This is a genomic window from Sporofaciens sp. St.21A7 (assembly GCF_059728535.1).
Genome location: NZ_BAAGFN010000001.1, coordinates 1,019,105 through 1,031,388 on the forward strand (window position 1 = coordinate 1,019,105; position 12,284 = coordinate 1,031,388).

Annotated in this window: 11 protein-coding genes; 10 read left to right on the forward strand and 1 reads right to left on the reverse strand. The window is 40.5% G+C overall.

What is annotated here, in order from left to right; genetic code table 11:
- The first annotated feature begins 15 nt into the window (after positions 1-15).
- Entirely contained in the window at positions 16-870 is an 855-nt protein-coding gene (locus AC6I3O_RS04990) for a MetQ/NlpA family ABC transporter substrate-binding protein (protein ID WP_497849962.1), read from the forward strand.
- A gap of 75 nt (positions 871-945) precedes the next feature.
- Here the strand turns inward: AC6I3O_RS04990 and AC6I3O_RS04995 are convergent, their stop codons facing one another.
- Positions 946-1,311: a helix-turn-helix domain-containing protein gene (locus AC6I3O_RS04995; RefSeq protein WP_497849963.1), complete on the reverse strand. Its 366-nt coding sequence runs from the start codon at positions 1,309-1,311 to the stop codon at positions 946-948.
- A 591-nt stretch (positions 1,312-1,902) separates the two neighbouring features.
- On the opposite strand from AC6I3O_RS04995, the gene AC6I3O_RS05000 reads away from it, so the two are divergent.
- The 9 genes from AC6I3O_RS05000 (at position 1,903) to AC6I3O_RS05040 (ending at position 12,260) form a co-directional block, all read left to right on the forward strand.
- Positions 1,903-2,313, forward strand: a complete 411-nt coding sequence (locus AC6I3O_RS05000; RefSeq protein ID WP_497849964.1) for a sigma-70 family RNA polymerase sigma factor — start codon at positions 1,903-1,905, stop codon at positions 2,311-2,313.
- Between the two features lie 5 nt (positions 2,314-2,318).
- Entirely contained in the window at positions 2,319-2,558 is a 240-nt protein-coding gene (locus AC6I3O_RS05005; RefSeq protein WP_497849965.1) for a helix-turn-helix domain-containing protein, read from the forward strand.
- A gap of 480 nt (positions 2,559-3,038) precedes the next feature.
- On the forward strand, positions 3,039-3,305 hold the full coding sequence (locus AC6I3O_RS05010; RefSeq protein ID WP_497849966.1) for a DUF6870 family protein: 267 nt from the start codon (positions 3,039-3,041) through the stop codon (positions 3,303-3,305).
- Between the two features lie 107 nt (positions 3,306-3,412).
- Positions 3,413-5,134 (forward strand): recombinase family protein, encoded by a 1,722-nt coding sequence (locus AC6I3O_RS05015; protein WP_497849967.1) that lies wholly within the window; start codon positions 3,413-3,415, stop codon positions 5,132-5,134.
- Positions 5,118-6,797 carry a recombinase family protein gene (locus AC6I3O_RS05020; protein WP_497849968.1) on the forward strand — a complete coding sequence of 560 codons (1,680 nt, stop codon included), beginning with the start codon at positions 5,118-5,120 and terminating at the stop codon, positions 6,795-6,797. Before AC6I3O_RS05015 ends, AC6I3O_RS05020 begins: the two co-directional genes overlap by 17 nt.
- The gene (locus AC6I3O_RS05025; RefSeq protein ID WP_497849969.1) at positions 6,775-8,394 is read left to right on the forward strand and encodes a recombinase family protein; all 1,620 of its coding nucleotides are present in this window, start codon (positions 6,775-6,777) and stop codon (positions 8,392-8,394) included. Before AC6I3O_RS05020 ends, AC6I3O_RS05025 begins: the two co-directional genes overlap by 23 nt.
- A 547-nt stretch (positions 8,395-8,941) precedes the next feature.
- Positions 8,942-10,072, forward strand: coding sequence for a transposase (locus AC6I3O_RS05030; RefSeq protein WP_497849426.1), 1,131 nt, complete (start codon positions 8,942-8,944; stop codon positions 10,070-10,072).
- Positions 10,073-10,174: 102 nt separating this feature from the next.
- Positions 10,175-11,389 carry a hypothetical protein gene (locus tag AC6I3O_RS05035; RefSeq protein WP_497849970.1) on the forward strand — a complete coding sequence of 405 codons (1,215 nt, stop codon included), beginning with the start codon at positions 10,175-10,177 and terminating at the stop codon, positions 11,387-11,389.
- A gap of 4 nt (positions 11,390-11,393) precedes the next feature.
- The gene (locus AC6I3O_RS05040; protein WP_497849971.1) at positions 11,394-12,260 is read left to right on the forward strand and encodes a DUF2971 domain-containing protein; all 867 of its coding nucleotides are present in this window, start codon (positions 11,394-11,396) and stop codon (positions 12,258-12,260) included.
- Positions 12,261-12,284 lie beyond the last annotated feature (24 nt).

A 12,284-nucleotide genomic window follows, 5' to 3' on the forward strand; every position in this document is an offset into this window, starting at 1 on the left:
AGGAGAATAATTATAATGAAAAACAGAATTATAGGATTGATAATAATTACGGCATTAACAGCAGGAGTTTTAACGGGTTGCGGTCAATCATCAGGAACGGTTTCTAAGGATGGGAATTCGGAGCAGCCTTCTGAAATTGAAAAAGAACTGGAACCAATTAGAGTTGGCGCAGGTGTAACTCCTCATGCAGAGATATTAAGAGAAATTCAAGATGATCTGGAGGAAAAAGGATACGCCCTTGAAGTGGTGGAATACAATGATTATGTGCTTCCCAATACAGCATTAGAGGATGGTGATTTAGACGCAAACTATTTTCAGCATAAACCATATCTGGATGACTTTAACGCAGAAAACGGAACGCATATTGTAGGTGTGGCAAATGTTCATTTTGAACCGCTTGGGATTTATGCAGGCAAGACAAAAAGTCTGGATGATCTGAAGGATGGGGCTGAAGTGGCTGTTCCAAACGATACGACAAATGAAGCAAGGGCCCTTCTTCTGTTAGAGCAGGAGGGGTTAATTAAACTGAAAGAGAAGGCTGGCCTGCAGGCAACAATATTGGATATTGAAGAAAACCCCCTAAACCTTAGGATTAAAGAGTTAGAAGCTGCTCAGGTGGCAAGAGCGGTCAGCGATGTAGATATTGCCTGCATTAATGGAAATTATGCGATTGAGGCAGGATTAGAAGAGGCAATTGCGTTGGAATCTGCAGAATCTGAAGCGGCTGAGACCTATGCGAATCTGATTGCAGTAAAAGAAGGAAACGAAGATACAGAAAAAACGCAGGCGCTTGTAGAAGCAGTTTTGTCAAAAAAAGTGAAAGATTTCATTATGGATAATTACAAAGGGGCAGTTGTTCCGGTTTTTTGAACTATATGGATATGGTGTCTTCTTACAAACTAGAGAATTACAATGAAACCAGTGGAAAAATAATTTCTACTGGTTTCATTGAAAATGAGGGGATTTGAAATCATGTTTGTCTTTCAGTAATTGTTCTGCCAAAAAATCTAATGTATTAAGTAAGATTTTTTGGTTCTCGGGATTGCAGGATTCAAATTTACTGATGAATTTTTGTACTTTTTCAATATCAGTGGGTGTATTTGATTGAAATAAGGAATTTGCAGGAATTCCTAATCTTTCTATTATCTGTGCTAATGTTTCATAAGTCGCATTTTTACGGCCTTTTTCAATATCTTGTATTGTTTTCACTGCTAGTCCACATTGATCAGCTAATTCCTGCTGAGTAAGATGGCAATCTTTTCTTGCAGTTCGAATACGGTTACCTAAATAAGTCAATCTGTCTGTCGGCATAATAGCTCACCTCGAATATATTCTATCGTACATATAACAAATTTCACATTCCCTCAATATATGTTTTTAATAGATACTAATATACCGATTTTGGGAGCGTATTATTAAAACTCTGCTAAAAAACATAACTTTTTGCAGTAGAACCTATTTGCACTAGCTATCTGCAAATTGCCGTAGGAGTAATTTATGGATAACTTTATTTTTCGAGGACAACAAAACAATAGATGTTGGCCAAAAAAAATTTGATTCCCCCGGGGCATAAGTTTGGAAAGAAATATGCATCACTATATAGTTTAAAACGGTACAAAAATTACTTTTATAAATTAAAGAAAAGAAACACCAAGAAGCAAAATAAGCATCTTGGTGTTTTATTTTTAATCGACTTTTTTCGACGTATGGTCAGATGTCGTTCTCCACCTGTTCATCATTAGTATATGACGGATGAAGGGAGTTGAGGATATGCGCAAGAAAAAAGTAAAAAAAATATTTTCAAAACTTCGATAATTTCCGCAAAACCAGTTCTCCTAGATATGAAAGGGAGAATCAGACACTTTTTACTACGGCTTTCATGCAGAGGGGAGGTGATCCCCTTTGGAGCTGACCAGTCAGGAAAAAGATATTGTGCGGAGAAAATTCTGTAAGTATTGCATTAAGGTTATGGAAGGTGAAGTGCTGTATTATCTGCGGCAGTTGGAGAAACAGCAGGAGCGTGAAGTGTGCTTTTCGGATCTGACAGCAGAGCAGAAAAATAAGTTGAGCGCATATGATGATTTGTTGGAAATCAATTATTTTCAGGTTATGAACACAGATGTGCCAGTTCGTGATGAAGATATCAGCAATGCTCTGAAAAAACTTCCGGAACGGAAGCGCATGATTATACTTATGGCTTTCTTTCTGGAAATGACGGAACAGGAAATTGCAGACTACTATCATCTGGTACAAAGTACCGTGCATTATCACAAAGCAGAATCTCTGCGGATGTTAAAGGATATTTTGGAGTAATACATATGGAAGGCAAGAAATACAGAGAGCCGGTTGAATTTGATGTGATTCGGGCGGCAATACAGGGTGACGCTGATTCTATCAACCAGATCATTTCCTATTTTCAGCCGTATATCAATGCCAGATGCAGAAGAAAATTCAAAGATGAATTTGGACATGAGCATTATATGACGGATGAATATATGAAGCGAAGGCTGGAAACAAAGCTTATAACAAAAATTCTGGACTTTAAAATCCAAGTCTGATCATCCCGAATAGGATATCCCTTTCTATTCATCGGGAATGAAATAGACAAGCGTACCTTGACAATTTCATATAGAAAATCCTGCAGGATGTATGAAGCAGCGGAGCTATTTAATGAATACGCCAGGACTATCTGTATCCGCCACTTTGCGACACGGTGTCGTAAAGTGGTGGGTATTAGAAACGAGGGAATGTTGATGCGGACATTGAAGTAAAGGTACGAGCGATAACTATTTGATTACTGGCAAAGGGACAGGGACTTTGCGGCGATGATGCTGTTTCAGACAATGATACTTCCGGAGGTAAGCTGCTCCGGTCTGAAAAGATTGCAATTCCTACGGAAAGTCTGCCATTGGCAGTTTTTTCCGTAAGTTATGGCAAATGGCGTTGTTTCCCGACAGCCGCCTGCAGGATTTAGAAAAGGAACATAATGGACAATCAAAGGATAATATAGTGAAGAAAGGAAAGTCGAGGAATTTAGGATGAACAGGGCAGAATTAGAAGAATTGAAAAAGGTGGATGTCCGCACAGTGGATGTTTCCGTTTTAGAAGATATAGAGAAAATAGAAATTGACAGTTCCCTTTCAGCCAGGGAAAGATGGGTGGATTTTGCGGAGAAGATTAAGAATCCGTTTTGTTTTATCTGTAACGGTATGGTTGTAAAGGTTTCCTACTCCGAAGCAAAAGAGAGCCTTGAAAACAAACTGGTTCAGCTATGCATGAGTATGGAAGGGCAGGGTTTTTGTTAGAGCTTCCTATGGACATTTGCGGTCTGGAATGGTACAATAATTACGGACGAAGCAGAACCCCAAATAGGAAAGGTTTGACAACAGACAAGACTATTTGAGGTGATGAAATGAATACAAATCTGAATACTGATGTATATAATGCTGACGTTTATCTGCGCCTGTCAAAAGAAGATGGGGATAAGGAGGAAAGCGACAGCATTACGAATCAAAGAGAGCTTATCTTAGAGTTTCTAAAATCCAGGGAGGACATCAGGATCCATGCAGTCAGGGTGGACGATGGCTATTCCGGTGTGAATTTCGAGCGTCCGGCATTCCAGCAGATGTTAGAGGATATTAAAGCGGGGAAAGTGAACTGCGTGGTGACAAAGGATTTATCGCGCTTTGGGAGGAACCACATCGAGGTAGGGAAATATATTGAAAAAATATTCCCATACCTGGGTGTCCGTTTTATTGCAATTAATGATAATTATGACAGCCTAACCAATGACGCACAGACAAATAACATTATCATTCCATTCAAAAACCTGATCAACGATGCATACTGCAGAGACATCAGCACTAAAATCAGGAGCAATCTGGAAGTGAAAAGGAAACGGGGGGATTTTGTAGGCCCATTTGCCCCTTACGGCTACCGGAAGTCAGAAGCAGATAAAAATAAGCTGGAGATAGATGAAGAAGCTGCGGAAGTGGTGCGGTCTATCTTCCGGATGTATCTGCAGGGCAGCAATGCATATAAAATAGCGGAGAAGCTGAATAAGAAGAACATCCTTACGCCGATGGACTATAAGAAGGAGAATGGCAGTGCGTTTTATACCGGCTTTAAGAAGAACCTGAAAAGCCAGTGGACGCATATGCATGTACTCCGCATTTTAGGGAATCCCGTTTACACCGGGACGCTGGTTCAAGGGAAGGAAACCACGCCAAATTATAAAGTGAAAAAGAAAGTAAAGCGTGACCAGAGCAAATGGAGCCAGGTGGAAAATACCCATGAAGCGATCATCCCGTCCGTTGATTTCCAAAATGCACAGGTGCAGTTACAGATGGATACGAGGACAGGGACTGCAAAAGAGAAGGTATATTATCTGTCCGGCGTTGTAAAGTGCGGCGATTGTGGCGCTAACATGGTCAGAAAGACGGTTCCCTCTGGAAAAAGGAAATTTATTTATTATGTATGCGGGAGCCATAAAGGAAATAAGGATATTTGCAGTTCCCACAGCATCAACGCGGAGGCTTTGGAGGAAAGTGTACTGAAGCTGTTGAACCATCAGATTAAGAATGTGACGGATTTAGGACGGATTCTGGATAAGCTGGAAGATGCGCAGATCAGGAAAGGGGAGATAGAAAAAAGGAACCGCCAGATTACAAAGAAAAAGGAAGAAGTGCAGAAATATAACCATTTGCGCCTGGATCTGTATGAGGATTACAAGGATGGGTTGATCACGAAGGAAGAATATCTGGAGTTAAAAGAGATTTATGAAAGACGAACCAGGGCAGCGGAACAGTCATTGGAAGCAATGGAAGTGGAAATGGCTTTTTTCGTCGATGGGGAGAAAGATACATGCGGCTGGCTCAATGAATTTAAGAAGTATGGATATTTGGAATGCCTGTCCAGGGAAGTGGTCGTTTCCCTGATTGAGCAGATACTGGTTTATGAAAAGAAGGAAGGGGAGCGCTATCCGAGGATAGAAATACGCTTCAAATATGAGGATGAATTCCAAACGTCTGTAAACATGCTGGAAGAATTGCATGGGGGAACTTTCACAGGGCATACAGACAGCCTGTCTGCCAGCGATGGGAAAAAGGAGGGTACATATGGCAAGGACGAGTAGAAAGCAGGGAAAATCTGCAGCCCGGTTTAAACCGACTGCCGTGGAAGCAGGGCTGTATGTCCGTTTGTCCGATGAAGATAATGGAGGCAGAAGTGCAGACGGGATAGATAACCAGCTTGAGTATTTACTGGAATTTGTAAAACAGTTTGAAAAGATGAAGGTCGCTGAAACTTATATGGATAACGGACAGACGGGGACTGATTTTGAAAGGCCGGGATGGGAAAGGATGATGGAGGATGCAAAATGCGGCAGAATCAACTGCATTATTGTGAAAGACCTTTCCCGGTTTGCAAGGAATTATCTGGAAGCAGGGGATTATCTGGAAAAAATATTCCCATTCCTGGGCATCCGTTTTATTGCAGTCAACGACCGTTTTGACAGCGCAGGAGAGATTTTCCCTCCGAAGGACTTGATCACGGAATTTAAAAACCTGGCAAACGATTACTATTCAAAAGATATATCAAATAAAATCATGTCAGCGTTCCGGGTGAAAAAGGAACAGGGACAGTTTATAGGTGGGAAGGCTCCATATGGGTATGTCCTGAAAGACAATCATTATGTAATTGACGAACCGGCGGCTGATGTTGTCAGGCGGATTTTTGAAATGAAGGCAGATGGGATAAGCGCCTACAAGATTGCCCGTATACTGAACCAGGAGGGCGTCCCGTCCCCCAGCAGATATGCGGGGGAACATGGCGTGAAAAAGTATAAGGACTGCGGTAATATTTTATGGCAGCAGGAAGCAGTCAGCCGGATTCTTTATAACAGGGCGTATGCCGGGGATTTGGAGCAGGGAAAGTATAACCGTTCCATTTATTCCAGGGAAAAGCGGGGGAAAAAAGAAGAAGATGCATGGAAAGTCATCGAAAATGCACACCCGGCAATCATTGGCAGGGATGCGTTCCAGAAAATACAGGAAATCCGGGAAAAGAACCGGAAAGTATGGAAGGTCAGGCAGGGCAGGCCGGGATATGGGAATGTGCTGGAAGGGATTCTGGTGTGCGGGATCTGCCATCATGCGATGTGGAGGAATAAAGAGGTGGAGAATGGGAAGGTGCGGTATTATTTTTATTGTGGCTCTGCCTACGGCCATTCCCAGGTAAAGTGCAATACATCCTCCATTGTGGATCATAGAATTTTTGATATGGTGTTAAAGCAGATAAAGCTACAGATAGATTTGGCCGTAGAAGCCAACAGCCTGTTGGAGCGGATGAAAAAATCGGAGTGCCAGCTTGCCGCTTACAGGATGAAAAAGAAGGAAGCGGAGCAGGCAAGGGATGAACTGCAAAGATATGTATATCTAAAAACCAGTATTTACGAAGATATGAAACAGGGGATTTTAACAAAGAGCGAATATTTAGCTGCGAAAGAAAGGTATACAAGGAAGATTTCTGAATTGGAAACAGAATTGAACAGTAAGCAGGCCGAACTGGATCATTTTAAGCAATGCATGAGCGGGGAAAACCGATGGCTGAAAGCCTTCCTGAAATTCAGGGATGCAAAAGAGCTTACAAGGGATATGGCGGTAAGCCTGTTGGAGAAGGTGGAGGTATATGAAGATAAAAGAATCCATATCAGATTCCGTTTCCGGAATGAGTACGAGTACCTGATGAACCAGTTAGCGGAAAGGGGCGAGGATTGTGGCAGAGAAATTTCTGGCTGAATATTTCAGGCTTTCTGTGGAGGATGGGGACGTTGTATTGGACGATACGAAAGCAGAGAGTGACAGCATCAGCCATCAAAGGGAACTGATTACACGGTATGTCCGTGACAAACAGCTTTACCCCGCCGTACAGATATTGGAATTTGTAGACGATGGATACAGTGGGACAAACTTTGACCGGCCGGCAGTAAAAGAGATGCTGTCGCTAGTCAGGGAAGGGAAGGTATGTTGCATTATTGTGAAAGACCTTTCCAGGTTTGGGAGGAATTATCTGGAAGTTGGGGATTACTTAGAGCAGATATTTCCTTTTATGGGAGTCCGGTTTATTGCAATCAATGATGGATATGATAGTAACGACCACATAGGGACGACCGGAGGGATTGAGATTGCTTTTAAGAGCCTTCTTTATGATATGTATAGTAAAGACTTGTCTGAAAAAATGCGTTCTTCACTGCTGGTAAGGAGAAAGAGAGGGGATTTCATTGGCCCCAGAGCGCCGTTTGGCTATCAGTTCTCCAAAAATAAAAAAGTCCTGGCAGTGGATGAAGTGGCGGCGCAGTATGTCAGGCGGATTTTCGGGTTGGCCTGCGAAGGATATGGAACTGGAAAAATAGCGCAAATATTAAATAAAGAAAAAATACCAACGCCGGGATGGTATAAGAACCGGGAGAAACAGCAGTACCATATCATGGACGGAGAAGGGTACTGGAATTGTGGGAAGGTTCGGAAAGTTCTTCAGAACAAAGTTTATATGGGGACTGTTGTAAATGGGAGAACCAAAGTGACAGAGGTCGGGGGCAGCCATTTCCGGCAGGTGCCGGATGCAGAGCAGATATGTGTCCCGGATATGCATGAGGCGATTATTACAGAGCAGGAGTTTTTGTTGGCATCAGAGGTGATAAAGAACAATGGACAGCAGAAAGGGAAAAAGCATAACCGGAAGGAAGAGAGCGTATTGTTGGGTAAACTGCGGTGTGGGCATTGTAAAAGAAGCCTGGTTCGGCTCAGGCGTAAAAGTACACCATGCTTTATCTGTAAAAAGTCGGCATATGAGCAGGGAAGCCGATGTATCAGTGAACGGCTAAGCGAGCCGGAACTGGAAGCGGCTGTTCTGGAACGTATCAATCAGGAATTAGGGCAAGAGATTCTGGTTAGAAAAAATCAGAAATCAGAGGCGGTTTTTTCAACGATGGACAACAGGTCATCGAAACTCCCTTCGGTAAAAGAGATGAAAAAAATGTGCATGGTGTTGGAGCAGAAACAGGATTCATTAAAGAGGGAAAAGCAGTATCTCTATGAGCAATACAAACTGAATCAGATGGAGCGGAGAACTTACTTAAATAGAGTAGGGGCATTGAGGGAGGAAGAAAGCAGTTTAAATGAACAGCTTCAAAAGATACAGGAAGAAAGAGATCGGCGTGAGGAAGAAAGCAGTTCACATCAGGAAGAGGTTGAATATACTGGAAAAATGGAAAGCCTTACCAAGGAAGTGGTGGATGAATGGATTGAAGCCATATATGTATATGGGAAAACGCAGTTTGATATAGTTTATAAAGAGAAAATAAAGAAATCTAAAAAAAGTATAAAAAATTGTTAGTCCTTACTTGACAGCACCATATGGGGAGAAGGTGAAGGCGTATTTGAGAAGAGGGGCGAGGCCGCTTCCGGGGTTTGACGTGTATCCGAATCCGCAGGTGGGGTATGGGGCGCTGTGTATTAGGGATAGTATACCAGTGTGAGAACATGGGAAAACTTTATTAAAACTGAATCAGCTTTGACGCTTAAAAAATTTTCGTAAAAAAACCTCCCATTTTACGGGGAAATACGAGATAATAGAATTAACGACAAACTATTTTTTCGCAGTACCCATAAAAGAGAGGAGGTTTTACCATGAAGCGAGAATAAAAATCACAAGAAAAGAAGCTAGGGAACACCTGGAACAGTTTCATCTTGCCTGCGAATTAGCCAAGCTGATCCGACACCATTTTCCAGATCTTTTGTCATTGTTAAAACAATTACCAGATCCCCGGAATCAGAGTTATATTACCTATCCGGGTGTGATACTTCTTATGACCCGTATTCTTTCTTCTCTATTTTACATCAGTAGTATGCGGAAAACAAGTGAAGAATTCAATTCGGAGATCATGATAAAAAATGTCTGGAGCTTGTGCAAAGAAGAAGCTGTAGTGGATGAATTGCCTTATTGGGAAACCATCAACCGGTATCTGGAAAAACTGGAGCCGAAAAATCTGCAGGATGTGATCAATTGTCTATGCCGCAGATGGTTGCGCAGCCGGGTATTTGAAGATATGCGTATCAGGGGAAAATACTGGCAGGTAATCATAGACGGGACGCAGCTTTGCAGTAGCCGTGGGGAATTGGACGGGAAGAGTCTGCACCGGATTCATAACAAAGGGACGGGAAAGGAGTACCAGGAGAATTATTATTATGTGTTGGAGGCGAAACTGGTATTACACCCGAAAATCCTCATCAGTATCCAAACAGAATTCGTAGACAATGAAGATGGGAAGGAGATAGAGAAGCAGGATTGTGAAAGGAAAGCGTGCTGGCGTTTGATGGAGAAGCTGAAAAAGGCATTTCCAAGGTTGCCAATCTGCCTGTGCGGTGACAGCCTGTATGCCTGTGAAGGTTTTTTTAAGAGATGCAAGAGAAAAAATTGGAAATATATTCTGCGTTATAAGGAAGGGAGTATCCCAACAATCGGAACGGAATACCGGAAATTGAAGGGAATAGAAAAGAATTATCAGGAACGCAAAAGAGAGACGGGGAAGGAATGGCATGATTACGTAACAGAGATAGATTATAAAGGGTATAAGGTGAATCTGGCAGAATACGGGGAATATCAAGAACAACTCAGTAAAAAGGGGAAGAAAAAAGGAAGAGCAGAAATCATTCAAAAAGAATTCTGGTTTCTGACGGATCTGCCTGTCACCCGAAAAAATGTGGCTGATCTGACGGAGAGGGGAAGGATGCGCTGGAGGATTGAAAATGAGGGATTCAATGCACAGAAGAAGCATGGATACTATCTGGAGCATCTGTACAGCAGGAATTACCAGGCGTTGAAAAACCATTATTACCTGATTCAGATTGGACATATGATCGGACAGTTCCTGGAGGCATGGGAGCGGATATGGAAGAAAGTAAAGCAAAGTTTGGAGCAAAAGCATAAGCGGATGATGGAATCCATGAAGGAACTGCTGCTAGAGAAATATAAGGAAGAGATAAATCAGAAGATACAGATACGGTTTATATAGAAAGCATTAGGGAGAGGTGGTGATGGAAGGATAGACGATAAAGAAAAAACGTACGGAAACAGGGCGTAGGGATTTTATGGCTCAAATCGGATGTTACGATAAATGGATGTGAGAAAATGGAATCCAATGTGCTCTAAGAAAGTAAACATAAATTTAAGCGTCAAAGCTGAAACTGAATTGAAAAAGTATACTTCATATTCAAAAGATGATATAATTAGTTTATTTACGATAACGGAGTTAAAAGAGTTTTCACGGAGGATAATTATGAAATTTCAATATGGAATTTTTGATACTGATTTATATCGAAAAGAGTATCCAGATAAGATTGATAGATGGCTGATTGAACTGAAACCAGAACAATTACATAATCTTGAAATTGTAGATAATTATGCTAATCATTATGACTATGGACTTTATTCACATGATGACAGAAATGCAATTTCACATGCGCTTTTTATGCTTGTTCAATTAAAGAAGCAAGATGTTTCGATTGAGCAGAAAAAATTATGGTTGTCTTTATTGCGCAGTGATATAGAGAATTATTTTCTATGTGCTAAATGTGGTAATGATGAAAATATAATTTTTATGAAAACATTGTTTAGAAATCTTATCGGTTATAATCAAGATAGATGGCTGATTCATATAGTTCAAGAGTATTATAACGATGTTTATTATGTGGAAGATGAACCCCTTGAGGAAATTGTAAACAGGTCATTCAAATTTGACTTTGATGATTTATATATGCAGGCAGGAGATAAAGCACTATATGAATCAGAAGATATAGATCTTGCTATGTGTTATTATCGCTTGGCGGATCTTGACTGGTATGGCCTTTATACAGAAGAATTGATAACAGAAATTGATTTAGATGAATCAGTTCGAAATAAAAAGATGGAATTGCATGAAGAAATTGCTCTTTATAAGCAAATTGTAGAAGGAACTGCAAATGAATTAGATTTATCTAAAATAGAAGTTACCGGTATTGTTAGTCTGTATTTGAAAATTCTGCTCATGGAAGAAAAAGGTGCTGCGAGTGAGGATGTAGTGCGTAGATCAAATGGATTTTGGCTGGAATTTTCGGAAATTGTAAAATCATGTAAGAAAAAGAATGCACTTCGTCAACTATATCTTATGGCTCATGTAGTGCGGAAAAAAACAATTTTGGCAGCGACAGCTTGCCTATACGGGGATGGAGATAAACAGGGAAAGGCATGTTATAATGAAAAAGTTCTAAATGTTTTGAAAAAAATGAAGGAGGGGAAGCTTAGTAAACTGGCGCTATTCTCAACATCCTACAGAAATTGGATTAGTACATAACGCATTGTTATTATGCAAGGCTGCAGAGGTTATAGAACAAATTCTTTGGGAACTTCGAATAAAAGAGATACAACAAGATTTGGCATATTACACTTCTATGGATACTTTTTTTAAAATGCTTCCAGCAGGAGTAAAAGATACGGAGTTCTGTGGACGGCTATCAATTATGAACATTTCTTATATGAATGATCCTAATGAAGGGAAAATTTTGCGAAATTGTGTATGTGATGGTTGGTCACAGGGTGAAAATAGTAAAAGCAGAAAAAGTGTACGAATACCCTATGTATTTATGAAGTGTTTTACATCACAAGTAGATTATTTGCCTATGTGGGAAATGTATGGAGAGCATGCAAAAGGATGCTGCTTGGTTTTGGATCGGGAACAGCCAGCTGCACAAATTCAAATTCCATTGTATAAAGTTTGCTATGTGAAACGTACAGGACATGAGTTCTATATAAAACAGCAGGATAACCGAAATATTATAAATACAAAAATGATTCAGCGTAATTTAAGAATACTCGCTAAGATTTTTAAAGAAATGCAGGAAGATGATTGGCGCAAGATGTTTTGTGATGTTTTAGGGATACTGGTTTATCTGTTTAAAGACAATAGTTATTATTATGAACAGGAATGTCGAATTTTATATGAGTTTTCTGATTGTCAGAATATAATACGACACACAAATGGCGAATATCCATTATTATTTGTGCAAACAGATTTTCCGGTACAATTAAAGGAAATTATTCTGGGTCCTAAATTTGAAAATTTATCCAGAAAAATTCCGTATATACAGGAACAAGTAGAAGAGATGTGTCGCCGTACAGGAGTAAGAATGCCAGAAATTACGATATCTGATATAGATTATAGATAAATTTTATATGTCGCAAAAGAGCAA

Excerpts from the sequence above, each read along its gene's own strand:
- AC6I3O_RS04995 (WP_497849963.1), bottom strand. The coding sequence starts at position 1,311 with ATGCCGACAGACAGATTGACTTATTTAGGTAACCGTATTCGAACTGCA.
- AC6I3O_RS05020 (WP_497849968.1), top strand. The coding sequence starts at position 5,118 with ATGGCAAGGACGAGTAGAAAGCAGGGAAAATCTGCAGCCCGGTTTAAA.
- AC6I3O_RS05015 (WP_497849967.1), top strand. The coding sequence starts at position 3,413 with ATGAATACAAATCTGAATACTGATGTATATAATGCTGACGTTTATCTG.
- AC6I3O_RS04990 (WP_497849962.1), top strand. The coding sequence starts at position 16 with ATGAAAAACAGAATTATAGGATTGATAATAATTACGGCATTAACAGCA.
- AC6I3O_RS05010 (WP_497849966.1), top strand. The coding sequence starts at position 3,039 with ATGAACAGGGCAGAATTAGAAGAATTGAAAAAGGTGGATGTCCGCACA.
- AC6I3O_RS05030 (WP_497849426.1), top strand. The coding sequence starts at position 8,942 with ATGATAAAAAATGTCTGGAGCTTGTGCAAAGAAGAAGCTGTAGTGGAT.
- AC6I3O_RS05005 (WP_497849965.1), top strand. The coding sequence starts at position 2,319 with ATGGAAGGCAAGAAATACAGAGAGCCGGTTGAATTTGATGTGATTCGG.
- AC6I3O_RS05035 (WP_497849970.1), top strand. The coding sequence starts at position 10,175 with ATGGATGTGAGAAAATGGAATCCAATGTGCTCTAAGAAAGTAAACATA.